The following is a 25,496-nucleotide window of genomic DNA, read 5'->3' as shown; positions in this document are numbered from 1 at the left end:
CGGTCGGCGGGCCCCGGCCGGGCTCTTCACGTGCGCGATCGTGATGCTCACCCTGCGGTGGACAGCCGGTAGACGCACACGTGGGAAGGGGACTCGGCGATGAACGCGCCGCCACGCCAGTCCGCGTGACGAGATTCGAGGGCGAAGCCGGCGATGTACGCCATGAGGTCGAGTTCGGCCGGCCACACGTACCGGTGCCGGGAGCGGAACAGGCGGGCCCGTCGGCTCTCGTCGAAGGCGAAGTGGTGCGAGGTCAGATGTTGACGCACGACGTCGTAGGTGTCCAGCCCCACGTATCCGACCTCGGAGGCGAAGACCGCGGCCTCCTGCCCGGGCGGGAGGCGCCGCAGGTCGGGCACGCCCAGTTCCACCACGAACCGCCCCCCGGGTGAGAGATGACGTGCCGCGTTGCGGAAGCACTCGACCTGTTCGGCCTGGGTGAGCAGATTGGAGATCGTGTTGAACACCAGGTAGACGAGGGCGAACTCGCCCGGTACGACCGTGGTGGCCATGTCCCCCAGGGTCACCGGCAGCGCGTCTTCGTCGACCTTGGCACGCAAGCGTTCGACCATGTGCTCGGACAGTTCGATGCCCTGGACCGGCACGCCCCGTTCCATGAGCGGTACGGCGACCCGGCCGGTGCCCACCGCGAACTCCAGGGCGGCACCCCCGCCGGCGAGTTCGGCCAGCCGGTCCACGGCCGGGCCGAGCACCTCGGGGGCGAACATGCCCTCACCGGGGGTGTCGTAGTCGGCCGCGACCTCGGCGTCCCACACGTTCTCGCTTTCGTCCATGCCGGCACGGTAACTCCGGGCTCTGGCCCGGAGCCACCGGTTTTCTCAGAGCAGGGGCCCGGTCACCAGGGCAGGACGTCGGGAACGGGGTCGGCCCCGAGCACGTGCTGATCGCAGAACGCCAGTACGGCCTCGTTCCACACGCGGATGTTGGACGGGGTGAGCACCCAGTGGTTCTCGCCGGTCATCTGCAGGAACCGGTGCGGCAACGTCTCCGGCGGGCCGTCCCAACCCGAGACCAGATCCCACCACATCCGTAGTGCCTCGCCGATCGGCACCCGATAGTCCCGATCCCCATGCGAGATCAACACCGGGGTGCTCACACGCGCCGCGCCGTTGTGCGGGGAGTTGGCCCGGTACCACACGGGGTCGTCCTCCTCGTGGCCGTGCACGCGCATCTTCTTGGCCGCCGCGTCGGTGGTGCGGTGCTGCTGCTCCAGCGCCCAAGGCCCGGCGTGGGTGACGATGGCCGAGAAGCGATCGGTGTGTCCGGCGATCCAGTTGGCCATGAAGCCGCCGAAGGACGCACCCAGGAGCGCGGTGCGGGAGGCGTCCAGTTCCGGGCGCTCCAGCACCTGGTCGAGCAGCGTCTCGCATTCGCGGTAGACCACGTCCGGCCGCCTGGGCCAACCTCGGTTCAGACCGGCGTTCCCGTAGCCGGTGGACATGGCGGGGTCGGGCATGAGCACGGCGTAGCCGCGGGCGACGGACAACCACGGGCACCACCGCCAACTCCACGCGCTGAAGGAGGTGTGGGGTCCGCCGTGGATCCACAACATCGTCGGAGCCCGACTGGCCGAGGAAGCGCTTTCCGGCAGGCACAGCCACGCACCGACGCGCACACCGTCGACCTCGGTCCACACCCGTTCCAGTCGCCCGGGAAGCGCTTCCACCGAACCGGGCGCCGGGAGTTCGCGCCATTCACCCTCCGGCGTCGACCGCACCGGTCTCGCAGGCGTGCCGATGTCGGAACGCAGCGCGTACACGGAGCCGTCCGGCGCCGGTGCCAGGGAGGAGAACACCGCTCCCTCCACCAGGGTCCGCACCCGTGCGGTGCGCGGGTCCACGGTGAGCACCGCACCGGAGGAGTACAGGTCACCGGCGATCAGCAGGGTGCCATCGGACCGCCACGCGTATTCGCGGATCGTGAGGTCGCCGACGTCGACGCCCACCGGGGTACCGCCCGACAGCGGGTGGATCCACAGGGAGCCGTAACCGGTGTCGGTGGGGGTGGAGATCGTCCACCGCGTCACCGCGCAGAGGGAGCCGTCGGGAGAGAGCAGCGGCGAGTCGTACTCCTGGTCGTCGTCGGCCGCCAGCAGGGTGGTCCGCTTGTGGGTGGCGGTGTCGATCACGACGATGCCGGTGCGGGTCTGCCCGCCCCGCGCCCGTTCGGTCCAGGTCGCGACGGCGGTGCGACCGTCCGCGGACAGATCGGCCCGGGCATCGTTCAGCGCGACGGTGTCGGCGTCTTCGGTCAGGTCGGTGACCTCACCGTCCGGGGAGACGAGCACCAGGCGTGGGCTGAGGTCGCCGAGCGCGTGGTCCCAGTGACGGACCGGCATACCGGTGTGCCAGATGGTGGACCGCCCGGCGTCCTTGCGCGCGCTTCGCAGGCGAGCGTCATCGTCCAGGTCGGCCCCGACCGTCACACTCGTCGTCGCCAGGATCGAACCGTCGTCGGCGACGCCGGCGACCTTCAGGCCTCCGGCGGTTCGGGCGATCGGGCTCGCCTCCCCGTGCTCGGGCAGGCGCCAGATCGCCGTGGTGTCCTCTCCCTGCCCGCCCTCGGGGTCCGAGCGCCCGGAGGTGAACAGCAACGAGCCGTCGGGGGCGAACCGCGGCGCGCTCTCTCCGCGTTCGGAGAAGGTGAGTCGGCGAGCCGGGGCCAGGCCCTCCGAGTCGAGTTCCCACAGGGCCGAGGCGAACCTCGAACCGGACTCGTCGGGCTCGGAGACGGCGGCGACCACCCTACCTCGGGGGCCGACCGCCACGGCGGAGATTCGGGGGATCCGGACGAAGGCTTCGATGTCGCTGAAGTCTGAGAACACCGCCTCACGCTATCGCGGGCACCCGTCTCGGAGGTCGTCAGGGCTTTGAGTCCGCGCACTCACGCGGCCCGGGCCCCGGTTCGACCACCATGGGGGCTTGACTTCCTCCCCACGCCTGAAGGCGGGGGATTCCGGCAACCACCTACCGGTGGTTCGAGGCCTTGGCCCCCTCACGGGTCGCCCCGTGGCCTTCCTGTTTCGACGCCGACCGCCCCGACCGGAAAAACTCCCGTTGAGGTCTCACACCGGCTCCCGCCCCTACTGTGCGGGCTTCGCCAGAATCGCACAGCGGGGGCCCGACAGCTGCCGCCGGCCCGGCGGCCTTGAGATTGATCGCCGCGTTCACATCGCGGTCATGGGTGATGCCGCACCTCTCGCACTCCCAGGTGCGCACGTTCAACGGCAACCGGCCACACACATGCCCACACCCGGGCGTCGAACACATCCTGGTCGAGGGGAAGAACCGGTCCACCACGACCAAATCCCGCCCATACCAGTGGGTTTTGTACTCCAACATCGACCGCAACTGTGTCCAGGCCGCGTCCGAGATGGCACGGGCCAGGGTGCGGTTCTTGACCAGGTTGCGCACGGTCAGGTCCTCGATCACGACCACTTGGTTTTCGCGGACCAATCGAGTGGTGAGCTTGTGCAGGAAATCCTTGCGCCGGTCGGCGATGCGCGCGTGCACCCGCGCCACTTTGACCCGGGCCTTGGCCCGGTTCGCACTGCCCCTGGCCTTACGGGACAGGGACCGTTGGGCCTTGACCAACTTGGCCCGGTCACGCCTTTCATGGCGGGGATTGGTGATCTTCTCCCCGGTGGACAACGTCACCAGGGACGTGATTCCCGCGTCCACTCCGACCACACCCTCAGGCACCGGAGCGGCTGTGATGGTGTCCTGGCACAACAGCGACACGAACCAGCGCCCCGCCGCGTCCCGCGAGACGGTCACCGTGGACGGCGAAGCACCCTCCGGTAGAGGGCGCGACCACACGATGTCCAACGGCTGATCCATCTTGGCCAGAGTGAGATTCCCATCCCGGTAGCGGAACGCGCTCGGGGTGTACTCCGCGCCGGCCCGCGACTTCTTCTTCGACTTGAACTTGGGGTATCTAGCGCGCCCCGCGAAGAAGTTCGAGAACGCACCTTGTAGATGCCGCAGCCCCTGTTGGAGCGGGACACTGGACACCTCGGTGAGAAAGGCCAGATCGTCGGTCTTCTTCCAACCGGTGAGCAGGGCCGAGGTCGCGGAGTAGCCCACCCGCTCCCGGTGCTGCTCCCAGGCCTGGGAACGGGCGGCCAGCGCTTTGTTGTAGACCAGGCGCACGCACCCGAACGTGCGCGACAGCTGCGCTGCCTGCACCTGGGTGGGGTAGAAGTGGTACTTGAACGCCCGCTTCACGGTCTTGCTGGCCATGGATCATGTTTTAGCAGCCTGAGGGCCGGTACACACCCCGAACGCGGAAAGAAGAAGGTGTTTCCTCCCCGCCCTGAAGGACGGGGTATCCACACCCAACAAACCGATGAACGAGACCTCGACGCACACCCCTCACCGCCCCCGGTCGGTCCCGGTTCTGCAGACGGTCGCGCTGCTGGTGGGATCGGCGATCTCCACCTGGTGGCTGACCTACACCCGTCCCGAGGAGGTCGCCGCCGCCGAGGGCTTCCCCTTTCCGGAGGCCGATTACGCCATCGATCCGCTCACCCTCCCCGCCTGGGCCGAGACCCTCCTGGGGGTGGGCGCGCTACTGCTCACCGTGACGATGGCGATCCTGCTGGTGCGCGCGGTGACCGGCGGTCGGCTCGCTCCCCGTTGGGGCCTGGTGATCCTGTTGCTGACCCCGATCCCGATGATGGGCGGCGTGTGGTGGATGATCGCCACCGCTGCGGGCATCGGGGCCAACATCGGTCTGGGCCTGGCCGCCATGACGTTCGGTCCGGCGATCCTGATCCTGCTCGTCGCCGCGGCCGGCACCGCGATCCTGGCCCTGCGTACCCGCTGACGGGTCAGGGCTTGCGGGCCACCCCGCGATACCGGTCGACCTCGGTGGGTGTTCCGGCCTCGGCTTCGGAGCGACGCGAGAAGAGAATCCGGAAACGTTTCCGGAAAACCCAGTGCCCTCACCCGGAGACCGCCAGTCAGGCATCAGTGGTGATTTCGGGCGTCCACAAGGCTCCCGGGGTCGACCTCAGCGGCCCCGGATCCCCACCCCACGCTCACCCCCGCCGCGAGCTCAGTCCGAACGGACGAGGCAGAAGGGATGGCCCGCCGGGTCGAGGAAGACACGGAAGTTCTCCGGGGCGGGCTGGAACCCGGTCTTGCGGGCACCGACCTCCAGCACTCGCCGCTCGCCTTCGTCGAGGTCGGGGACGTCGAAATCGAGGTGGAGCTGTTGCGGGTGGGTGTCACCGGGCCATTCCGGTGGCACGTGCTCGGGAGCCTTCTGGAAGGCGATCGTGGCGCCGGCATCACTCGCCAGCTCGATCCAGCCGTCGTCCTCCCACGGCTCGATCCGCCACCCGGTGATCGTCGCGTAGAACTCGGCCAGGGCGAGGGGGTCGCGGCTGTCGATGGCGACCAGGCTGAACTTCGCGATCGGACTCATGGTCACCGACGATTTCACGGAGCCGCCCTCCGGTCAACGGCCACTGCTATGCGGGCGGACGCGGTGGCAGTAGCTCTCAGCCGGGCAGTGGCCGGTGGCGAGTTCGACCATGCGCGTGTCCTCCGACGGGACCATGAGATCCTCCACCGAGCCGGTGCAGACGGCGGCTCTCGCTCCGGGGAACTGGACGTCGACCGCTTCGAGCCCCTCCTGTAAGAGGACACCGCCCTGTGTCCGCACGAACCCGACCAAGCCGCGGAAGTGTCGCGCCGTGCCCTGAACCTGGGCGGCCGCCGAGTCGGCCGTGCCCGCGCCGGAGCTGCGCCGAATCGTCGACTGAGCCCCGGCCCCGGCGGGTTCACGGGGACGGGCTCATCGGATGCGGGTCGGTCAGGACCGGTAGACGGTGAGGCTGTCGGCGGCCGCGGAAGCGGACTCGGCGCTCACCGACCCGGTCCGCGCGAACTCGCCCCACACCCGCCGCACCGCGCGGCCACGCCGGTCGAGTTCCTCCCAGGAGGTGCGGCCGACCAGGCTCGCCCGCTCCCAGGCCTTGCGGGTGCCCAACAGCAACGGGACGTCGGTGATGTGCGCGGCCCCGAACGGGCTGCCCTCTGGCCGCCAGGTGAAGGTGTAGCGCACCGCCCGGCCACCGGCCCGACGGTGGCGACGGACGAAGCCCCGCACGGGCCCGGTGTAGATGACCCAGGTCGTGAAACGTACCAAGGCCCGGCGCAGGATGGAACCGATCACCGGCAGCCCGGACAATCTCTTGATCGGAGGCAGGAACTCGGCGAACAGGCCGGTCTCCTCGCTGGTGGCGCCGACGAGCACGTCGATCCGGGGCGCCGCCTCGCGCCAGGCGCGGGTTCGGAGGGACTCGGGAGGCAGCGGGTCGTGCCCGTAGCGCGTCCCGAACGGCATGGCGCTGGGCAGCCCGAAGCCCCTGCCGGCCGCGACCGCCCTCTCTTGGCGGGTGAGCACTTCACGGGTGTCGGTGTCGGGGGTGAGGGCGCCCACCACACCGGCCATGGCCTCGTACATGCGGTCGCGGCGGCTGAGCAGGCCCAGCGGCGCGCTCTGCACGATCGCGCGCCGGAACAGTCCTTCGGCGCCGCGACTGATCATCAGGTGGGCGACGGCGTCACCGCCGGCGGACTGCCCGAAGAGGGTGATCTTGTCGGGGTCGCCGCCGAACGCGGCGATGTTGGCCGCCACCCAGCGCAACGCCGCCACCTGGTCGAGCAGGCCCAGGTTGGCGGGGGCGACGCCGGGCAGACGCAGGTAGCCCAGGACCCCGAGCCGGAAGGTGACCGACACGACGATGACCCGTTGTTCGCGTACCAGCCGGGCCGGGTCGAAGATCGCCAGGTCGCCTGCGCCGGTGACGTAGGAGCCGCCGTGGAACCACACCAGGACGGGCGGGCGCTCCTCCTCGGCCAGGTCGACGGGCACGGTCACCGACAGGTGGTGGCAATTCTCGTCCTGGCGACCGGTCGGGATGCCCTCGACCGCTTCGGAGACCACCAGGGAGATCGACTGTGGGGCGGCGGGCGCGGCCTCGGTGGCTTCGAAGGGTTCGGTGAAGGGTTCGAGCGGCGAGGGCGCCCGGAACCTTTCGGCCCGGGCGTAGGGGATGCCGAGGAACCGCAGGACCCCGCCGCGCACCTTCCCCACGATCGGGCCCGCGGGGGTGTCCAGGCGGTGGTGTTCGTCCCTGGAGACGGAGGGGGATTCGGTCATGTCTGCTCCTGCGTTCGCCCCGGGTCCGTGATCGGCGCTTCGGTCACCCGAACGACGGTACCCGCTGGGGGCCATCGACCTCGGCACGCGGACGGCCCGAAGGACCGCCCGCGGGGTGCCTCAGGGGACGAAGGTGGTGCCCGGGACCGCCACGCTCACCGGCCCGGTGAAGGTCTCGGCGGCGTGTGCGCGCCCCTGGTCGTGGTCGGCCGGGTCGGCGAAGTGGGTCAGGACCAGGTGGCGTGCGCCTGCCTCGGTGGCCAGCTCCCCGGCCATCCGGGCTGTCAGGTGTCCGTGCCCGTGCAGGGCGTGTTCGTCGGCCTCCAGGTAGGTGGACTCGCACACGAACAGGTCGGCTTCCCGGGCGGCGTCGGCCACCGGGGCGCAATAGCCGGTGTCGGAGGAGAACGCCACCGTCCGGCCGTCGGGCGCCTCGAAGCGCAGCGCCGCCGAAGGAACGCTGTGGTGGGCGGCGAAGGCTCGGAACCTCAGTCCGTCGACCTCGTGTTCGGTGACGCCGTCGCGCGGCATCGGCACCCCCTGGAACGACTGTTCGATGGGCCGGTTCATCGTCGGCAGGGTGGGGATGCCGAAGACCGCGTCGAAGGCGGCCAGGCGCTCGGCCTCGCCCTCGGGGAAGAAGAGCGGGATCGGCGCCAGCTTCTCGGGGAAGGTCCACCGGTAGGCCCACGCCATCAGGTCCAGGCTGTGATCGGCGTGCATGTGGGTCACCACGATGCCGCGCAGGTCCGCGAGTTCGTGACGGGCGCAGTAGGCCGCCAACGCCCCGGGGCCGGCGTCGACCAGCACCACCCCGGTGGCGGTGCGCAGCAGGTAGCAGGAGGCGGGCCCCTCCCGGGTGGGTGCGGTCGCGTTGGATCCGAGGATCTCCAGTTCGAGCATGTGTTCCCTCTCGAGGTGTCCGGTGACGGGTCAGGCGGGGGGAAGGAGCAGGGTGGCGCGGCCGGGGGCGACCGTGAGCGCGACCGATCGGCCCACCCGGGTGTCCGGTGCCACCCGCACCCCCAGGGTGTGGTCGCCGGCCCGGACGGTCAGATGCAGGGACTCTCCGGTGAACTCGGTGTGGTCTACCTGGGCGATGAGGGCGGAGCCGTCGTCGGGTGCGTCGTGGGGCTCGGTGACGGTGAGGCTGTCGTAGCGCAGCAGCAGGCGGGTGGCCCCGTGCGCGGTGGGGCGCACCTGTAGGTCGCGCACCGGTACGCGCCAGAGTCCGTCCAGGGCCACGGCGTGGTCGTGGTCGCGTTCGGCCTCCAGCAGGACCGCCCCGGACAGGAAGTCGGCGACGAACGCGTCGGCGGGGTCGTCCCACAACCGGCGCGGGGTGTCGAACTGCACCAGGCGTCCCTCGCGCATCAGGGCGATGCGCGAGCCCAGGGACAGCGCCTCACGTTGGTCGTGGGTGACGATGAGGGTGGCGCAGTCGGTCGCCGCGAGCATGCTCGACAGTTCCCGGCGCAGGCCGCCGCGCAGCTGTGGGTCCAGGGCGGCCAGGGGTTCGTCCAGCAGCAGCGCGTCCGGTCGGATGGCCAGCGCTCGGGCCAGGGCCACCCGTTGGCGTTGGCCTCCGGAGAGCTGGTCGGGTCGGCGGTCAGCGAGGTCGGACAGGTGGGTCAGTTCCAGCATGTCCCGCACCCGTTGTCGGCGGGCCGTGGTGTCCACCCCTCGGGCGCGCAACCCGTAGGCGATGTTGGCGGCCACGCTCATGTGCGGGAACACCGCGTAGTTCTGCGGGACCAGGCCGATGTCGCGGCGGGCCGGATCCGAGGTGGTCACGTTCCGGCCGGTCAGGGTGATCGTTCCGGTGGCGGCGCCCACCAGCCCGGCGACGGCCCGCAGCGTGGTGCTCTTGCCGCAGCCCGAGGGGCCGATGACGGCGACCGTCTCGGCCGGGGCCACGTCCAGGGACACCCGATCGACCGCGGTGGTCTGGCCGTAGCGGACGGTGAGGTCGTCCACGGACAACCCATCGGCTCGGGCGATGGGTTCCTCACCGAGCAGGGCGGCGGGGGCGGATGTGGTCACGGGGTCCTCCTCGGGGAGCGGCGGCGGGCCAGGACGATGGCGGTCAGCACCGGCGCGACGAAGGCGATGAAGATCATCGACTGCGCCGAGGCCGGTTCGAGCCGCTGGGTGGAGTAGGAGTCGAACAGGGCGAACGGTGCGGTGGGGGTGGCGGGCGGATTGATGAAGAAACTGATGTTGAACTCGCCGAAGGACAGGGCGAAGACCATGGTGACCGCCTGGGTGAGGGCCACCAGGCAGGCGGGCACGGTGATGGTGCGCAGGACCCGGGCCCCGCCGGCGCCCAGACTGCGCGCCACGCTCTCGTTGGTGCGCAGTTCGTCGTCGGCCAGGGCCGGTACCAGCGCGGCCAGGGTGAAGGGCAGGGTGAAGACCAGGTGGCCCAGTACCAGCAACAGCCCGCTGGGACGCAGCATCGGGTAGGTGCCCACCAACGCCACGCTCAGCGCGATGCCCGGCACGGCCAACGGCACGTTGACCAGGTAGCCGGTCAGGCGGGTCAGGGGCGAGGGGTGGCGGGCCACCCACCAGGCGAGTGGCCCGCCGACGGCCAGGTTCAGCGCGACCACCAGGGCGGCCACGGCCAGACTGCGGCCGATCACCGGGGCCATCGGCGGCCAGGCGTAGGCGAACCAGTCGAGGGTGAGTCCGCCGCCCCAGGGCCCCTGGGAGAAGTCGACGCTGGTGGCGGCCACCAGGGTCGCGATGATCGGGACGAGGACGAACAGACAGGTGAGTCGGGTGATGAGGCGACTCATGATGCCACCGCCCTACGGACCAGCGCCGACAGCGCGCGACCCAGGACCAGGGCCAGCACCGCCATCGCCGCGAGGACCACCGCCAGGGTGGAGGAGGCCGCCAGCCGGTAGCCGGTGGTGAGTTCGTTGGCGACGTTGAGCGGCAACAGCCGTACCCCCTCGGACAGTGTGGCGACCGTGCCGTATCCGCCCAGGGCCACCGCGAGGGCGGTGCCGCCGGTCTCGATGATCGCGGGCAGCAACAGCGGAAGCGTCACGGTCGCGAACACCCGCGCCCGGGACGCGCCCAGGGTGCGGGCGCTCTCGGTCAAGGCGGAGTCCAGGGTCGCGGCGGCGCCGCGCAGCGGACCCAGGATCCGGGGCAGACAGAAGTACATGTAGGCGATCAGCAGTCCGGAGAAGGTGTAGGCGAGCCCGGAGAACCCGTCCCAGGCAAGGCCGAACAGTCCGGTTCGGCCGGTCAGGACGATCGCGAAGAACCCGATGATGATGCCGGGCAGGGCGATGGGCAGGGTGAGAAGGGCGTCGGTGGTGCCGCTCCCGCGCCCCTTCCGGTCGTCGTCGGCCTGGTGCAGCACCACCGGCACCGCCACCACCAGGATCACCAGGACCGCTCCGCCGGCGATGAGCGCGGAGTTGATCAGGGCGTCGAGGACGGCGGTCGAACCGAACGCCCGCAGGTAGTGCTCCAGGGTGGGCCCGCCATCGGCCGGTGGGCGGCCCCATCCCAGGGAGTTGGCCACCATGATCAGGACCGGGTAGACGCTGAACAGGCAGACGAGGACCAGGGCGGGGAGCGCCGCGAGCCAGGCGGGGGCGAAGGCGACGCGGTCCCGGGCCGAAGCGCGCACGGCCACTAGAAACCGACCTCGTCCTGGTAGAGACCGATGAACTCCTCTTGGCGCTCACCCTGTTCCGCGTAGTCGATGGTCTCGGCGCGCTCGTAGTCCTCGGGAGGCAGGACGCGGTCGGCCAGTTCCTCGGGCATCTCCCCGACGACGGGGCGCATGTACCCGGCGGCGAACAGCCCCTGGCCCTGCTCGGAGAAGTAGAAGTCCAGCAGCTCCTTGCCGTTGTCCTCGTTGGGGGCTCCGTTGACCAGGCCCACGATGTAGGGGATCTGCAAGGACCCCTCCTCGGGAATGACCACCGAGACGTTGGTGCCCTCGTCCTGCAACTTGTAGCCGTTGAAGTCGGTGTCGATGAGGATGGGGATCTCGCCCTGGGCGACCTTGGCCGTGGCGGTCTGCGCCGAGGTGGAGGCCCCGTTCTCCTTGAGGCCGTTCAGGTAGTCCAGGCCCGGCCCCCAGTCGTCGAGGTCGCCGCCCAGGGCGAAGTTGGCGGCGGTGGCGGCGGAGTAGCCGACCGCGGCCTGTGTGGGGTCGAGGTAGCCGACCAGCCCCTCGTACTCGGGTTCGAGCAGGTCCTCCCAGCTCGTGGGGACGGGCGCACCGTCCAGGTGGTCCTCGTTGACGATGAGGGCGATGGTGCCGGTGTGGACCGTGGTCCAGGCGCCGTCGGCGTCGCGCAGTTCGTCGGGAACCTGTTCGGCGCCCTCGGGTACGTAGTCCTGTAGGACCCCGGCTCCCACCAGTTGTTCGGCGAAGGCGATACCGGTGTAGGCCACATCGGCGACGGGCGCGCCCTGCTCCGCCTGTAGGGCGGCCAGGGCCTGTCCGGAGTTCTTGGGGTCGTTGGGTGCCTCGATCCCGCTCTCCTCGGTGAAGGTGGACAGGACCTCGCCGTAGTTGCCCCACTCGGCGGGAGAGTTGTAGGTAATGACCATCTCCCCTTCACCCGAGGCCACCCCCTCGGGCGGCTCGACGTTGCCGCAGGAGGCCAAGGTGAGGGTCAGGACGAGGGCGGCGGTGCTCGCGGGGATCACCGTACGACGGTGTGACATAAGGGCTCCGTGGAGGAGAACCCGACCCGTTCGACGGGCCGGAGGTGGACCGGTAGTACTTCTTGATGAAACGATTCACCAGAGGGGTGACCTGCATTGTCGCGACAGCTTTCACCAAGGCGAACAGCCGGGTAACACCCTCCCAACCACCCTCCACTCCCCCATCGACCCCACCGTGGTCCCACAGGAAAGGACCGGCATGACCCCAGCCCGTAAACGCGTGACCCTGCGCGACGTCGCCGCGCGAGCGGAGGTCTCGGTCGCCCAGGCCAGCTTCGCGCTCAACGGTCGGGGCCGCGTCGCCCCCGCCACGATCGAACGCGTCCGGCGGGCCGCCGCCGAGTTGGACTACCAGGCGGACAGCCGGGCACGCCGGTTGCGCACCGGCGAACGCTCCGCCTACGGGGTCATCATTCGCAACATGCGAAACCCCTTCTTCCTGGACGTGCTGCGCGGCATGGAGGTGCGGGCGCACAGGCAGGGCGCGTTCCTGATCATCCTCAGCTCCGACTACGACGTGGAGCGAGAAGGAGCGGCGCTGCGCCGACTGGGGACCGAGGGTGTGGGCGGTGTGGCCATCGCCCCGATCGGTCGGCACGGACCGCTCACCGAATGGCTGCCTCGACACCCCGACATTCCGGTGGTGGCGTTCAACTGCACCTCGGACCCCTCGGTCGGAAGGGTGTCCACCGTGGGGCCCGACGACGGGGTCGCCATCACCCTGGCGCTGGAACACCTGCGCGTCCGCGGCCACCGGGGGGCGACCCTGGTGATGGCGCCCGAGGGGTTGGCCGCCGACTGGGGACGCGAGGAGGAGTTCTACCGGCGCTGCGCCGAGTGGGGGCTGGCGGGCACCGTGGTGCGCTGCCCGCTGGACCACGCCGGCGTGGCGCGCATGGCCACCGAACGCATGGGCGCGGGCACCGGGCACGAGGCGTTCGTGGTCAACTCCGACTACCTTGGCGCCGCCGTCTACGACGCCGCGCGCGCCCTCGATCTGCGGGTGGGCCGGGACGTGAGCGTGATCGCCCACGACGACCTGCCCACCTCGGCCCTGCTGGCCCCGGGGCTCACCACTCTGCGCCTGGACCGCGAGTCGCTGGGCGACCACGTCATGCGGTTGCTTTCCGAGCCCGGCGAACCGGAGACGGTCCGTCTCCCCGTGCGTCTGGTCGACCGGGGCTCGGTGGCCCGTCTGGACGGATAGGAGACCGGGTTCCCGGCGACTCCACGGGGGGCGTCAATGGGAACACCTCCACCATCGACGCCCCCGGTTCGATCATCGTGGAGCCCCTCACGGAGCAGCTCGACGCCTATGACGCGATGGTCCGGGTCCTCACCGTGGAACCAGGCGATGGCGCCTGGGCCACACCCTCGCGTGTTCGTCGCCACTCTCCTCGATCGCTTCCCTACCGGTGAACGCACGTAGACTCCTTCGGGTCCCCCGTCGTCGGGGACCGTTGCCGTCCCACGCCTCGGCGTCGCAGTGACGGCTTTCTCTTTCCCCGGACCGCCCGTTGGCGCGCCCGGTTCCGTTCTCCGACAGAGGAGACTCCACTTCTTCATGTCCTCCACCTTGCGCACCCGTGTGCGCGAAACCGGGCGCCGACCCGACCCTTGGGTCATCGGTGTCTCCGGTGGCCTGCTGGTCCTGTTCGTCGTGCTCGCTCTGACCCGTCCCACCATGATGAACACCGCGGTCGACTCGGCCTTCGCCTGGTCGACCCGATGGTTCGGCGCGTACTGGCAGGTCCTGCTCCTGGCCACCCTGGTGGTAGCCACCGTCCTGGCGTTCTCCCGGTACGGTCGGGTGCGGATGGGCGGTCCCATCGCCCCCGAGTTCGGCTGGTTCCGGTGGGTGGCGATGGTCCTGACCACGCTGCTGGCCGCGGGCGGGGTGTTCTGGGCGGCCGCCGAACCACTCGCCCACTACGTCGACCCGCCGCCGCAGTACGACGACGTCTCCGGTGGCATGGACGTCGCCGCGATCGCGTTGGCGCAGACCTTCACCCACTGGGGTTTCCTCGGCTGGGCGATCGGTGGTTCGTTGGCCACGTTGGTGATGATGCGCGGGGTGGAGAAGGGCCTGCCGCTGCGGCCGCGCACCCTGCTCTGGCCACTGTTGGGCGAGCGGGTGCGCACCCACTGGCTGGGCACGGTCGCCGACATCAGCTGTGTGCTGGCGGTGGTCGCGGGGACGGTCGGCCCCATCGGGTTCCTGGGCCTACAGATGTCCTACATCGGCGCCGAGATGTTCGGGTTCGACTCCGGGTACGGCACCCAGGTGGTGCTCATCGGGGGACTGACGCTGATCGCCACGATCTCGGTGCTCAGCGGGGTGGACAAGGGCATCCAGTTGCTGAGCCGGATCAACGTCTGGGCCGCGCTGGTGCTCATCGTCTCGATCGTCGGGCTGGGTTCTCTGCCCTACGTCATCGACCTGTTCCTCCAGGCGAGCGCCGTGCACGTACGCGAGTTCGTGCCCATGTCGTTGTATCGCGGCGATGACGCCTGGCTGGGGTACTGGACGCTGTTCTTCTTCGGCTGGTTCATCGGGTTCGGGCCGCTGATGGCGATCTTCATCGCGCGGGTCTCCAAGGGCCGCACTATCCGGGAGATCTACGTGGGCGCCACGGTGCTTCCCTCGGTGGTGACCATGGTGTGGTTCACCGCCCTGGGCGGCACCGGCCTGTGGCTGGAACAGAGCGACCCGGGTGTGATCTCCGGCCCCTACGCCGAACACGGTCTGCCCGCGGCCGCCCTGTCCATCGTCCAGGCGTTGCCGTTCAGTTCGGCCCTGGCGGTGATCATGATCGTCGTGACTTTGATCTTCTTCGCCGCGACCCTGGACGCGATGTCCTACGCGGTCTCGGCCTCCAGCATGCGCGAGGGCGAACCCCACGCCCTGGTGCGGGCGTTCTGGTGTGTGGGCATGGGCGTCACCGCGGTGGTGCTGTTGACCGTCGGGGACAACGGGGTGCAGGCGTTGCAATCCGTCATCGTGGTCACGGCGGTGCCGGCGGGTCTGGTGCTGCTGCCACCACTGTGGGGTGCCCCCCGCCTGGCCCGGGAGATGGCCGTCGAACAGGGGATCATCGCCTCGACCGAGCCGCGACGGATCAGGGAACCCGAGCCGGTCGGCTGATCGGCGCGGGCCCGGGGAGGACGCCGGGAGGAAGAAGACCGGTCGACCTGTTGGTTTCGGGAACGGTGTTCGCGATGTCGCCGGTGCTCATGCGCGGTCCGCCGCGCAAGGCCACCCGTCTGCGGACCGAGGTGTCCGAGGTCCTCTGATGGCGATCGTCGTCGACATCGACTTCCACCTCGCCCTGATCGGCGTGTCGGTCGGCGGGTTCGCCGAGGCCGTCGAGATCACGCCCGCCGACATCGCCGTGCTCGAGGACGTCCGGGCCAAGACGGTGCGCTTCACCACGCTCGACACGATCCGTCGCACACTCGGCTGTCAGCCCGGCGACGTGCCGCGCCGGGTCCCCCACGAGGAGACCGAGACCGAATCAGGTCGAGGCCGAGGAAGGGGGCGCCGCCGCGGGCGCCCCCGACCCCTCAAGCCCGACGCCCGGTGAGGGCGAGCAGGCGAGTCTGTGGGTCGGCGTCCTCCCCCACCTGAACCGGTTCGGCGAACAGCCCGCTCGCCGCCAATTCCTTCTCCTGGCCCTTCATCCACGTGAGAAGCTCGCAGACCAGGTCCGGGTCGAGGCGCTCGTCCGCCCCGATGGCCCGGGCCAGGTCCCAGGCGTGCACGGCCAGGTCGAAGGTCATCTGCCACAGGTACAGCTCGGCCGGGGACTCCCCGAAGGACAGATGGACCCGCTGTTCCAACGCGGACGGGGCCAGCCACGCCGTGCGGGCCTCACGCGCCGCCACAGTCCAGGTCGCGAGCGGTTCCTCCCCGAGGTTGTCGCCGTCGAACCGGTCGCCCAGGTCCTCGACCCGGGCACCGCCCAACAGGTGGGGCACCCACAACTGCTCGGTGGTCAGATGATCGACCAGGTCATGTACGTCCCAGTCCGAACACGGTGTGGGCAGGGCCCAGTCGGTGAGCCGTACCGCCTTCACCCTGCGGTCGAACTCCTCCATCGCGGTGCCGTGCAGATCGATCAGGGATGTCACAGGTCCTCTTCCCAGGGTCATCGGTGTTCTCGCCGGGGCGGCCTACCCGGTCATGGGCGGGTCCACACCGCCGGCTCCACCCCCGTGACGCACACCTGCCAGACTTTGGCACCACAAGCGACGCGAAGGCCTACCGACAAGGAAGACATGCAACGTGGTTACGACATCGTCCTGTTCGGCGCGACCGGGTACACCGGAGCACTGACCGCCGAGTACCTGGCGGAGAACGCCCCTCGCGAACTGCGGTGGGCGTTGGCCGGGCGCAACATCGACAAGTTGGAGGCCGTGCGGGCCGAGTTGGCCGAGATCGACCCGGACCGGCCCACCCCGGACCTGCTGTTGGCCGACGTCGACGACACCGCTTCCATCCGGACCCTGGCCGCCTCCGCCCAGGTGGTCATCACCACGGTCGGCCCCTACGCGGAGTACGGCGAGCCCTTGGTGGCGGCGTGCGCGGCCGAGGGAACCGACTACGTGGACCTGTGCGGTGAGCCGGCCTTCGTGGACCACATGTACGTGCGCCACCACGCCACCGCCCAGAGCACGGGCGCGCGGATCGTGCACGCCTGCGGGTTCGACTCCGTCCCCCACGACCTGGGCGTGCTGTTCACCGTCGGGCGACTGCCCGAAGGCGTGCCCCTGCACGTGGAGGGGTTCGTGCGCGCGCAGGGCACCGCGTCGGGTGGCACGCTGCGCTCGGCGGTGGGAGCCTTCTCCGACCCCGTGGGCCTGATCGCCGCCGCACGAGACCGCCGGGCCGTGGAGGACCAGCCGAAGGACCGCAGGGTACGCGTCGACCGGAGCGGAATCCCGCGCACCCGGTTGGCCCGGGGGTGGACACTGCCGCTTCCCAGCCTGGACCCGCAGATGGTGGCGCGTTCGGCGGCGGCGTTGGAGCGTTACGGCCCCGACTTCAGCTATGGGCACTACGGGGCGTTTCGTCATCTGAGCAGCGCGGTGGGCGCGGTCGGTGGCGCCGCCGGGATGATGGCGGCCGCCCAGGTTCCGGCGTTGCGGGAGCGGTTGCTGTCGCTGCGCTCCCCCGGTGAGGGCCCCAGCGAGGAACAGTTGGCCGGTGGTTGGTTCACCGTGCACTTCGTGGGTTCGGGCGGCGGTCGCCGGGTGCACACCCTGGTCTCGGGTGGCGAGCCGGGATACGCGGCGACCTCGGGGATGCTCGCCGAATCCGCGTTGTGCCTATGGCGGGACGAGTTGCCCACCACCTCCGGGCAGGTGACCCCTGCGGCGGCGATGGGCGAGGCGCTGATCGAGCGACTGCCCCGGGCCGGGGTGGAGTTCCAGGTGCTGCGGACCTTCGAGGGCTGAGGGCCCTCTCCGAGGAGGGAGCGCCACGGTGGGCACCGTGCGCGCCCCCTCTTCGGAGGTCGGGTCACGCCCCCTGAGTCACGACCCCCGGGTAGTTCCGGAGACCGCGCACCAGGCCAGGGCGAGCGCCACGGCGTCCTCGATGACCGCGCCCTTCCAGGCCGGACGGGACTCGCTCCACCAGGAGCGCCATCGCACCCCCACCGCCGCGCCCACCGGGGCCGCCATCGCGGCGACGGCCACGGTCTGCGGCACGGGGCCTCCCAGGTTCCGGGCGAGCAGGGCCCCGCCCCATGCTCCACCGAGCACGCGCGACAGCAGGACAGGCCCCGACGTGCGGGGCGGGATGCCCGGCGCCTTGTCCGCCACCAGTTCGCCGGCGATGGTCAGCGCCAACAGTCCGCGTCGGAGCGTTCGTCCTTCGGAGCGGGCGCACAGTGGTGCGCAGGGCCCCAGGGTTCCGCGTGCTCCCGAGGCCAGCCCCAATGCCAGGGAACGTGCCAGGGTCCGTGATGTGTTCATGGTCGTCTCCTCGACGTGGGTGCGGCGAGTATCGCACCGGCCGGCCGCTCGGAGCCGAACGACGTGCCGGGGACCGTGATCGCACGATCGGTCGAGCGGAGCGTGTGGTGGCGGGCGCCGACGACCCGGGGCGGCCGAAGCGGTGGGACCTCGTCGCCGAGGCCGTCGCGCTCCTGCGCTGGGCCGGGCGTCCGGCGCCCGATATCGTTGCGGGGTTCGGATCGCCGGCGGCAGGAGAACGAGCATGCCCGAACAGACCGAGGTGCCATCGCGGGTCCTGGCCGGACTGTGGTGGCTCACCGTCGCGGTGTTCGCCCTGCACAACGCCGAGGAGTGTCTGCGCGACCTTCCCGCCTGGGCCTCGGTCCACGCGCCCGTCGCGATCGCCTCGGCGCACAGTGGACAGGCCGGTTTCGGGGTCGCGGCGGCCCTGCTGACCGTGGTGGCCCTGGCGGTGGCCGGGGTGGCCACCGTGATCCGTCCCGGATGGAGCACGGAGGTGCTGGTCTGCTTCGCCTTCGTGCTGATCCTCAACGCCGGATCCCACCTGGCGTTCAGCGCGCTGACCGGCACCCTGATGCCGGGGGTTCTGACCGCTCCCCTGTTGATGGCCCTGGGCCTCCATCTGGTGTGGCGGCTGCCCCGGGTGCGTGCCATCTGGCCGACGGTACTGGTGACCGTGGTCGTGGCGGTGGCCGCGACGGCGGGCGCCCTCCTGCTCGGCGGCCTGCTCACCGGCTGACCCCGCACAGGTCGAAGAGGTAGAGGTAGACCCCTCGGAAGTGGCCATCGTGGGCCGGTGAGGCCGTCGGAGAGTACGCGGCCGCCGGGCCGCGGACGCTCCGAGAGACCCCGTGAGGCCCAAGGCCCCAGAGGTCGGCGGGACGGCCGGGGCCGTCCTGTTCAGGACCGCTCGTGCAGGGCGTAGACGCCCTCGGTGGTGGCCAGGACAATGACCCCGTCAGGGGCGGCCACCAGGTCCTCCAGCTCGCCCGGCCAGGTCCCCGGAACCTCCCTCACGGGTCGCCCCGGCCGGTCCAGTCGACGCACCCGCAGATCGTCCAGGTACCAGCCGCCCAGGCCGTCGGGACGAGCTTCCTCCTCCTGATAGACGGCGACCGCCTCGCCGTCCCATTCCACCAGCGAGGTCAGGGTGCGTGGACCACCGAGTTCGGCGACCAGTTCCAGGTCGGGCAGGGAGTGCACGCGCCCGGCGACCGCGAGCAGGGAGCGCCCGCCCACCCGGGCGGCCACCGTCTCGGAGTCGGCGTGGCTCTCCACCTCGCCCAGGTACTCGCCGTCCTCCATCAGGTAGACCCGCTCGCGCGGATGTTCGTAGTCGGCGAGGATCACCGGGTCGAACCCCGGATCCTGGCCGGGCGCCACCAGGTAGTCGCCGGCGAACGACATGCGTTCACCGCGGGCCTCGTGGCCGGGTCTGGAGTCGGTCAGGTCCGGCACGGTCGCCCCGGTGTAGGGGTCCACCGCCCACCATCGGGTACCACCGTCGCCGTCCTCGCCGAAGAGGAAGACCACCGCCTCCTTGTCCACCACCCGAAGGGCGACGTCGTCGGGCCAGCGCTCCCCCGGTTCGGCCAGGTCGGTCTCCAACAGCGGGACTCCGGTACGGGGGTCGCGCACGCTCACCGAACGGCGTGAGGCCTGCACCAGGACGGTGCCGGGCCAGTCCTCACCCTCGGGGGACACGGCCAGGTTCACCGGTCCCTGTACCTCGAACGCGGTCCCCAAGGGGCGCAGCGAACGGGTGTCGAAGGCCCGCGCCTCGTAACGCGACTTGCGCGGGTCGGTACTGAGGTCCACGTCGCCGTGCACGAGGACCGTCCGGTCCGCCAGGAACAGGCGGGGGAACCGCAACCCCCTGCGCCACAGCCGTTCCGCGCGCACGAGTCGCCCTCCCCGTCGTTCCTGGGTACTTCCACGCCACCACGACGTTATCTGTTGCGGCGAGGGGCCGCCCTCCCCTTGGGGAAGACGGCCCCGATGACCGGTCCACATCGCTTGTCCGGTAACGGTACCGGAAATCGAATCGGTTCCTTCCACGAAAGAGCGGGATCGACGCGCGTCCGCCCGCCCGGTCGATCCACCCGACGCCGGCGACACTCTGGAACACGGCGGACGAACCTGACAGACTTCCGGGCCATCGTCGGTGAACGAAGGAGACACGGGACGTGGTTCGAGTGAGTGTGTGCGCGGCCCAGGACCTGGAACGCGCCGAGGTCCTGGATCTGTACGGGGCGGTCGGTTGGACCGCCTACACCGAGGCTCCAGAGGTGCTGATGCGAGCGTTGAGCGGCTCGCATCGGTTGGTGGCCGCCCGCAGGGAGGACCGCCTCGTGGGGTTGGTCCGGTCGATCTCGGACGGCGCCACGGTGGTCCACGTCCAGGACATCGTGGTCCACCCGGACGAACAACGCACCGGCCTGGGTCGGCGGTTGATGGACGAGCTGTTCTCCGGATATGAGGGGGTGCGGCAACGGGTGCTGCTCACCGACGACGAGGACGGCCGGCGCGCCTTCTACGAGGCGCCGGGGTTGGTCGAGGCGCACGAGCACCGGCCTCCGCTGCGCTCCTTCGTCCGGTTCGACTGAGCCGCGCGTCCCCCTGGGAAACGACGGTGGGCCGCCCCCGAAGGAGACGGCCCACCCGATGGATCCAAAGGCTAGCGCGGGAGACGCTCGGCCAGCCAGGCCTCAACGTCGGCCGAGGAACGCGGCAGGCCGGCCGACATCACGGTGCGTCCGTCCTCGGTGACCAGGATGTCGTCCTCGATGCGCACGCCGATGCCACGCAGCTCCTCGGGGACGGTCAGGTCGTCGGGCTGGAAGTACAGGCCCGGCTCGACGGTGAGTACCATGCCCGGCTTCAGGTCGCCGTACAGGTGCGTCTCCTGGCGGGAGACCGCGCAGTCGTGCACGTCCAGGCCGAGCATGTGCCCGGTGCCGTGCAAGGTGTAGCGACGCTGCAGACCCAGCTCCAGGACACGCTCGACCGGGCCCTCCAGCAGCCCCCACTCGACCAGCCCCTCGGCGAGCACGCGCTGGGAGGCGTGGTGGAAGTCGGTGAAGGGCTTGCCGGGGGCGACGGCGGCGATACCGGCCTCCTGTGCCGCGTACACCAGGTCGTAGACCTTGCGCTGTAGGTCGGTGAAGGTGCCCGAGACCGGCATGGTGCGGGTGACGTCGGCGGTGTAGAGGGTGGTGGTCTCCACACCGGCGTCGAGCAGCAGCAGGTCGCCCTCGCGCACGGGCCCGTCGTTGCGGGTCCAGTGCAGGGTGGTGGCGTTGGCGCCGGAGGCGGCGATGGTGCCGTAGCCGACGTCGTTGCCCTCCACCCGGGCGCGCAGGAAGAAGGTGCCCTCGACGTAACGCTCGGAGGTGTCCTTGGCCTGCGGGAGCGCCTTGGCCACGTCACCGAAGCCGCGCGTGGTGGCGTCCACGGCCAGCTGCAGCTGGGCGATCTCCCACTCGTCCTTGACCAGACGGTGGTCGGCCAGGGCCACACCCAGATCCTCGTCGAGCTTGGCGGACTTGGCGCGCGACTCCTCGTCGGTGTCGGCGCGCAACTCGTCCACGACGGCGTCGATCTCGGCGTCGTGGCCACGCACGACGCGCGTGGTGACGGTGGTGTCGGCGCGCAGGGCGGCGGGCAGGGTGCGCACGTCGGCGGTGGCCACGCCCAGCAGGGCGGCGGCCTCCTCCAGGCTGTTGCGGCGGCCGGTCCACAGCTCGCCGTAGCCGCCGAGCCAGAACTCGCCGTTGTCGCGGTTGGAGCGCGGCTTGAGGTAGAGCACCACGTCGTGGCCGCCGTCGGCCTTCGGGGTGAGCACCAGGCAGTTGCCGTCGGTGGTGTCACCGGTCAGGTAGGCGTAGTTCGTGGCTGCACGGAAGGGGTATTCGGTGTCGTTGGAGCGGGTCAGGTACTGGCCGGAGGGGATGACCAGACGATCGCCGGGGAAGGCCGCGCTGATCGTCGCGCGACGGCGGGCGGTGTGCTCGGCCTGCTCGATCGGCTCCAGGTCGCGCATCTCGGTGTCGGCCCAACCGGTGCGCATCCACCCGGCGAGCTCGTCGGAGACCGACTGCGCCTGGCCGTTCTTGCGTGGACTGAACACGGGGGCGTCCGTCTCGGCCTGGGGGCGCTGCTGCTCGCTCACGTCGTGCACTCTCCTCGTCGAGTTCGCCGAAAGGGCGGAAAAGCTCTGTGACCTGCCGTTGGTGACGGCCTTGCCCTCCATCGTAGGGGGCCGGGCCGAACCGTGCCCGACCCCGGGACATAGCGCTGCCCATAACGTCCTGGTCGGAACGCTCGTGGTCAGGGGCGAAGGTCGTGGGCGAAGGGGACGGCCTTGGGATAGGGCAGGTCATCGATGGTGGTCGGGTCCACCCACCTGTAGCCGATCCGTTCGTAGAGGGCCACGGCCTCGGGCTGGGAGGGGCCGGTGAAGAGGATCACGGAGCGGTAGCCGAGGTCGCGGGCGGCGTCCTCCAACGCGGTCATGATGAGCCGACCCAAGCCCTTGCGGCGGTGCGCCACCGAGGTCCAGATCCGTTTGAACTCGACCGTGCGCGGCGTTCCGTCGGGCTCCGGACGATAGGGGCGCAGCGCGCCACCGGCGACGATCTCACCATCCAGTTCGGCCAGGACCATACGGCCCAAGGGAGCGACGAACTCGGTGACGGGGTACCTGCCCAGTTCGGCGGCGGCCCCTTCCGCTCCGTAGCGTTCGGTGTACTCGCCCAGGAGGCCGTCGAGCAGCCCCTGGACACGGGGATCGTCGTGTTCCACCCTCAGCATCCGCACCCGTCCGGGTTCGAGTCGGATGGTCTCGTTCCGTACCGTCTCGGTCATTCCGCTCCCCTCCCCACGTTCACGACCGCCCACCTCCGGATTCGGTTCCCGGGCACACGTGCTCGTCTTTTCGTCCGCCGGAATACTACGGCCCCACACCCTCGACGCGGTTGTCGCATTAGGCACACATGAGCCCCCGGTTGCCCCGTTCTCATACTGCTCTGGTTAGTGTGTGCCCATGTCAGTCACCGAACGCATCCTGCTGGGACCGGGGCCGAGCAACCCCTATCCCGAGGCGACCCTGGGCCTGGCCGCCCCGCTCCTCGGTCACCTCGACCCGGAGTTCCTCGCCATGTTGGAACGCGCCTCTGGGCGACTGCGTTCCCTGTGGGGCACCGAGAATCCGCTCACACTGCCGCTCTCGGGCACCGGTTCCCTGGGCATGGAGGCGGCCTTCGCCAACACCGTGCGCCCCGGTGACCAGGTGGTCGTCGCCGTCAACGGGCTGTTCGGTGAACGCATGTGCGAGGTCGCCTCGCGCTACGGCGCGCACGTGATCCGGGTGGACCACGAGTGGGGACGGCCCGTGGACGCCCAGCGGGTGCTGGACGCCCACCCCGCTCCCGCCCTGGTCGCCGCGGTGCACGCCGAGACCTCCACCGGTGTGGCCAGCGACATCGGCGCCCTGGGCCACGCCTTGCGCGAGCGCTCCGACGACACCCTGTTGCTGGCCGACTGTGTCACCTCCCTGGGCGGCATGCCCATGGACCTGGACGAGTGGAAGGTCGACATCGCCTACTCCGGCACCCAGAAGTGTCTGGGAGTGGCGCCGGGGCTGGCCCCCTTCACCTTCTCCGAACGCGCCTGGGAGCAGCGGGTTCCCTCCCCACCGGTCTGGTACCTGGACCTGGGGCTGCTCGGTGCGTACGTGCGCGGCGGCCCGGGCGGTCGCGCCTACCACCACACCGCCCCCACCGCGATGGTGGCCTCCCTGGACGCGGCGCTGGCCCGCATCGAGGAGGAGGGCGTGGAGGCGGTGGCCGCCCGTCACGCGGCGGCCGGGGCGCACCTGCGCGAGGGCCTGCAGGAGATGGGTCTGGAACTGTTCGCCGCCGAGGGACACCGACTGGCGCAGTTGACGTCGGTGCGGGTGCCCGAGGGCGTGGATTCGGGCAAGGTCCGTGAGCGGCTGCTGCGCGAGTACGACCTGGAGATCGGCGCTGGTGTGGGCCCCTACGCGTCAACGGTGTGGCGGATCGGGCTGATGGGCCACAACGCCCGCCTGAACCGGGCCGAGCTGGTGCTGGCCGCGCTGCGTCGCGTCCTGGGCCGTTAGGTGGTGCGGGGCCCGGGGCCCTTGCTCGATCGTGGAGCTCGACGTCCTCCCCCGAGGTTGAACCGGTCGGCGGCCCCGGTCTCATTCGGCGTTGGGCCCATAGCGGTTGTCGTGGTCGCGTGGGTCGTCCGGGCCGGCGATGTTGCCCAGTGTCATGGCGATCGGCGGTAGTACCGAGGCCACCACGCACATGGCCACCGCCCACCCGGTTCCGAAGAAGTGGTAGACGGGCGCGGACGCGGCGAACAGCGCCAGGCAGGTGCCCATGAGGAGCACGTACCACAGCTTCCTGCGTTTCATCCTTTTCACCCCCGAGCGTCGCCGATCGGGCCTTGACCTCAGGTCATTCGTTATCCGCTCTACCCGATGGTCTCGATGTCGTCGCGACGGGCCGTGGTCAGGGCGAGCGGTGCCGAGTCGAACCGGGTCATCGAGCGCACCCCGCCCGAGGCCCGATCCATCCGGTATCCGGCGTCCAGCAGCCGTTGCTTGGCCTCCTCGGCGCTGAGCACGGTGGCCTCGTCGAAGACCTTGTTGTAGAGGTTCTCCGGTACCCGATCGAGGCCGGAACGCATCAGGCGCAGCCCCGCGGTGGCGGTGGTGGCGGCACCCGGGATCCGGGGGATCATCCCGTAGGCGTGGCGGGCCCAGGCGGGCAGGGTCGCGTAGGCCAGGGCGCCCACCGGCAACCACAGCGGTTTGAGCGGGGCCAGCCAGGCCAGCTGTTCTGGGACCTTGGGCCACAGCAGGAAACGGACCGCCCGGCGGGCCTCTTCGGTGACCTTGAGCTCGGGACGCACGGCCGCCAGGTAGCGACGCATGTCGGCGACGTTGCGCGGCACGTCGTCGCGGGACAGCCCCACGTAGCCGGCGGTGAGCGACTGTTCGTCCAGGTAGCGGTCCATGTCGGCGGGGCTCAGTTCGAGCCCGGCGCGCACAGTGGTCTCCAGGTAGGACGTGACCTCGGCGCAGTGCACCCACACCAGCAGGTCGTGCTGGTCGACCCGGTGCAGGCGTCCGGTGGTGGGATCGGTGAAGCTCAGGGCGCGATGCACCCGACGAATGTGTTCGCCCAAGGTGTCGGCTTCGGTGTGGCTGCCATAGGTGGTGACCGCGATGAAGTGGGCGGTGCGCAGCAGGCGGCCGGTGGGGTCGCTTCGGAAGTCGGAGCGCTGCCACACCCCCTGCATGGCGATCGGGTGCAGCGCCTGGAGCATCAGGGCTCGTACGCCGGCCACCCACATCGAGCGGTCCAGGTGTACGCGCCAGGTGACGCTCTCGGGGGCGGCGACCGTCGGTTGCATCCAACTCTCCTCGGGGTGTGCGCAAAGGGAAGGGGTTCGCGCCGGGTTCGGACCGTGCCGCGGGGCCGTCGTCTCGAAACGACGACCCGTCCGATCCACCCTTCCAGGGACTTTCCCCCCGTTCGATCACCTACACCCGAACCGGGCGGGACCGGGCGCCGGAGGCGGTG

General features: G+C 70.5%; 25 protein-coding genes. 8 read left to right on the top strand and 17 right to left on the bottom strand.

Annotation, left to right across the window (positions count from 1 at the left end; translation table 11 throughout):
• Positions 1–47 precede the first annotated feature (47 nt).
• From NLI01S_RS04120 to NLI01S_RS04110, 3 genes are all read right to left on the bottom strand, one after another.
• Positions 48–794: a class I SAM-dependent DNA methyltransferase gene (locus NLI01S_RS04120; RefSeq protein WP_067599386.1), complete on the bottom strand. Its 747-nt coding sequence runs from the start codon at positions 792–794 to the stop codon at positions 48–50.
• 62 nt (positions 795–856) lie between these two features.
• On the bottom strand, positions 857–2,845 hold the full coding sequence (locus NLI01S_RS04115; RefSeq protein ID WP_067599383.1) for a S9 family peptidase: 1,989 nt from the start codon (positions 2,843–2,845) through the stop codon (positions 857–859).
• A 142-nt stretch (positions 2,846–2,987) separates the two neighbouring features.
• The gene (locus tag NLI01S_RS04110) at positions 2,988–4,262 is read right to left on the bottom strand and encodes an RNA-guided endonuclease InsQ/TnpB family protein (RefSeq protein WP_190318357.1); all 1,275 of its coding nucleotides are present in this window, start codon (positions 4,260–4,262) and stop codon (positions 2,988–2,990) included.
• Between the two features lie 106 nt (positions 4,263–4,368).
• On the opposite strand from NLI01S_RS04110, the gene NLI01S_RS04105 reads away from it, so the two are divergent.
• Positions 4,369–4,848, top strand: coding sequence for a hypothetical protein (locus NLI01S_RS04105; protein ID WP_067599381.1), 480 nt, complete (start codon positions 4,369–4,371; stop codon positions 4,846–4,848).
• Between the two features lie 231 nt (positions 4,849–5,079).
• Here NLI01S_RS04105 and NLI01S_RS04100 read toward each other — a convergent pair whose 3' ends face one another.
• The 7 genes from NLI01S_RS04100 to NLI01S_RS04065 form a co-directional block, all read right to left on the bottom strand.
• Entirely contained in the window at positions 5,080–5,451 is a 372-nt protein-coding gene (locus tag NLI01S_RS04100; RefSeq protein WP_067599662.1) for a VOC family protein, read from the bottom strand.
• A 390-nt stretch (positions 5,452–5,841) separates the two neighbouring features.
• Positions 5,842–7,194 (bottom strand): carboxylesterase family protein, encoded by a 1,353-nt coding sequence (locus NLI01S_RS04090; protein WP_067599375.1) that lies wholly within the window; start codon positions 7,192–7,194, stop codon positions 5,842–5,844.
• Between the two features lie 120 nt (positions 7,195–7,314).
• Positions 7,315–8,097, bottom strand: a complete 783-nt coding sequence (locus NLI01S_RS04085; protein WP_067599374.1) for an MBL fold metallo-hydrolase — start codon at positions 8,095–8,097, stop codon at positions 7,315–7,317.
• A gap of 30 nt (positions 8,098–8,127) precedes the next feature.
• Positions 8,128–9,237, bottom strand: a complete 1,110-nt coding sequence (locus tag NLI01S_RS04080; RefSeq protein WP_067599370.1) for an ABC transporter ATP-binding protein — start codon at positions 9,235–9,237, stop codon at positions 8,128–8,130.
• A complete protein-coding gene (locus tag NLI01S_RS04075) occupies positions 9,234–9,995 on the bottom strand; it encodes an ABC transporter permease (RefSeq protein WP_067599366.1) in 762 nt (253 codons plus the stop codon). The genes NLI01S_RS04080 and NLI01S_RS04075 overlap by 4 nt, the downstream gene beginning before the upstream one ends.
• Complete coding sequence (locus tag NLI01S_RS04070) at positions 9,992–10,852, bottom strand: ABC transporter permease subunit (RefSeq protein ID WP_084392294.1); 861 nt, start codon at positions 10,850–10,852, stop codon at positions 9,992–9,994. Before NLI01S_RS04070 ends, NLI01S_RS04075 begins: the two co-directional genes overlap by 4 nt.
• A complete protein-coding gene (locus NLI01S_RS04065; protein ID WP_223809105.1) occupies positions 10,852–11,880 on the bottom strand; it encodes an extracellular solute-binding protein in 1,029 nt (342 codons plus the stop codon). The genes NLI01S_RS04070 and NLI01S_RS04065 overlap by 1 nt, the downstream gene beginning before the upstream one ends.
• A 217-nt stretch (positions 11,881–12,097) precedes the next feature.
• On the opposite strand from NLI01S_RS04065, the gene NLI01S_RS04060 reads away from it, so the two are divergent.
• From NLI01S_RS04060 to NLI01S_RS04050, 3 genes are all read left to right on the top strand, one after another.
• The gene (locus NLI01S_RS04060; protein ID WP_067599360.1) at positions 12,098–13,105 is read left to right on the top strand and encodes a LacI family DNA-binding transcriptional regulator; all 1,008 of its coding nucleotides are present in this window, start codon (positions 12,098–12,100) and stop codon (positions 13,103–13,105) included.
• A gap of 357 nt (positions 13,106–13,462) precedes the next feature.
• Positions 13,463–15,043 (top strand): BCCT family transporter, encoded by a 1,581-nt coding sequence (locus NLI01S_RS04055; protein ID WP_067599358.1) that lies wholly within the window; start codon positions 13,463–13,465, stop codon positions 15,041–15,043.
• Positions 15,044–15,191: 148 nt separating this feature from the next.
• Positions 15,192–15,482 (top strand): helix-turn-helix domain-containing protein, encoded by a 291-nt coding sequence (locus NLI01S_RS04050; RefSeq protein WP_067599355.1) that lies wholly within the window; start codon positions 15,192–15,194, stop codon positions 15,480–15,482.
• On the opposite strand, the gene NLI01S_RS04045 is transcribed toward NLI01S_RS04050, so the two are convergent.
• A complete protein-coding gene (locus tag NLI01S_RS04045) occupies positions 15,463–16,029 on the bottom strand; it encodes a TIGR03086 family metal-binding protein (protein WP_067599353.1) in 567 nt (188 codons plus the stop codon). The genes NLI01S_RS04050 and NLI01S_RS04045 overlap by 20 nt on opposite strands.
• A gap of 147 nt (positions 16,030–16,176) precedes the next feature.
• Here NLI01S_RS04045 and NLI01S_RS04040 point away from each other — a divergent pair, with 147 nt between their 5' ends.
• Complete coding sequence (locus NLI01S_RS04040) at positions 16,177–17,355, top strand: saccharopine dehydrogenase family protein (protein ID WP_067599349.1); 1,179 nt, start codon at positions 16,177–16,179, stop codon at positions 17,353–17,355.
• A gap of 78 nt (positions 17,356–17,433) precedes the next feature.
• On the opposite strand, the gene NLI01S_RS04035 is transcribed toward NLI01S_RS04040, so the two are convergent.
• On the bottom strand, positions 17,434–17,877 hold the full coding sequence (locus tag NLI01S_RS04035) for a hypothetical protein (protein ID WP_067599347.1): 444 nt from the start codon (positions 17,875–17,877) through the stop codon (positions 17,434–17,436).
• A 244-nt stretch (positions 17,878–18,121) separates the two neighbouring features.
• Between NLI01S_RS04035 and NLI01S_RS04030 the strand changes: the two genes are divergently transcribed.
• Positions 18,122–18,619: an HXXEE domain-containing protein gene (locus NLI01S_RS04030; protein ID WP_067599344.1), complete on the top strand. Its 498-nt coding sequence runs from the start codon at positions 18,122–18,124 to the stop codon at positions 18,617–18,619.
• A 161-nt stretch (positions 18,620–18,780) separates the two neighbouring features.
• On the opposite strand, the gene NLI01S_RS04025 is transcribed toward NLI01S_RS04030, so the two are convergent.
• Positions 18,781–19,782: a hypothetical protein gene (locus tag NLI01S_RS04025; RefSeq protein WP_067599341.1), complete on the bottom strand. Its 1,002-nt coding sequence runs from the start codon at positions 19,780–19,782 to the stop codon at positions 18,781–18,783.
• Positions 19,783–20,066: 284 nt separating this feature from the next.
• Between NLI01S_RS04025 and NLI01S_RS04020 the strand changes: the two genes are divergently transcribed.
• The gene (locus NLI01S_RS04020) at positions 20,067–20,486 is read left to right on the top strand and encodes a GNAT family N-acetyltransferase (RefSeq protein ID WP_084392292.1); all 420 of its coding nucleotides are present in this window, start codon (positions 20,067–20,069) and stop codon (positions 20,484–20,486) included.
• 71 nt (positions 20,487–20,557) lie between these two features.
• Here the strand turns inward: NLI01S_RS04020 and NLI01S_RS04015 are convergent, their stop codons facing one another.
• The gene (locus tag NLI01S_RS04015) at positions 20,558–22,051 is read right to left on the bottom strand and encodes an aminopeptidase P family protein (RefSeq protein WP_067599655.1); all 1,494 of its coding nucleotides are present in this window, start codon (positions 22,049–22,051) and stop codon (positions 20,558–20,560) included.
• 158 nt (positions 22,052–22,209) lie between these two features.
• On the bottom strand, positions 22,210–22,746 hold the full coding sequence (locus NLI01S_RS04010; protein WP_067599336.1) for a GNAT family N-acetyltransferase: 537 nt from the start codon (positions 22,744–22,746) through the stop codon (positions 22,210–22,212).
• A 178-nt stretch (positions 22,747–22,924) separates the two neighbouring features.
• On the opposite strand from NLI01S_RS04010, the gene NLI01S_RS04005 reads away from it, so the two are divergent.
• Positions 22,925–24,022 (top strand): pyridoxal-phosphate-dependent aminotransferase family protein, encoded by a 1,098-nt coding sequence (locus NLI01S_RS04005; RefSeq protein ID WP_067599333.1) that lies wholly within the window; start codon positions 22,925–22,927, stop codon positions 24,020–24,022.
• A gap of 81 nt (positions 24,023–24,103) precedes the next feature.
• Here the strand turns inward: NLI01S_RS04005 and NLI01S_RS04000 are convergent, their stop codons facing one another.
• Positions 24,104–24,331: a DUF3099 domain-containing protein gene (locus NLI01S_RS04000; protein WP_263363269.1), complete on the bottom strand. Its 228-nt coding sequence runs from the start codon at positions 24,329–24,331 to the stop codon at positions 24,104–24,106.
• 50 nt (positions 24,332–24,381) lie between these two features.
• On the bottom strand, positions 24,382–25,326 hold the full coding sequence (locus NLI01S_RS03995; RefSeq protein ID WP_067599328.1) for an oxygenase MpaB family protein: 945 nt from the start codon (positions 25,324–25,326) through the stop codon (positions 24,382–24,384).
• Positions 25,327–25,496 lie beyond the last annotated feature (170 nt).

The organism is Nocardiopsis listeri NBRC 13360 (genome assembly GCF_001570765.1).
Classification (GTDB): domain Bacteria; phylum Actinomycetota; class Actinomycetes; order Streptosporangiales; family Streptosporangiaceae; genus Nocardiopsis; species Nocardiopsis listeri.
The sequence above is the reverse complement of the archived record's forward strand: the minus strand, read 5'-3'. Positions and strand labels throughout refer to the sequence as shown.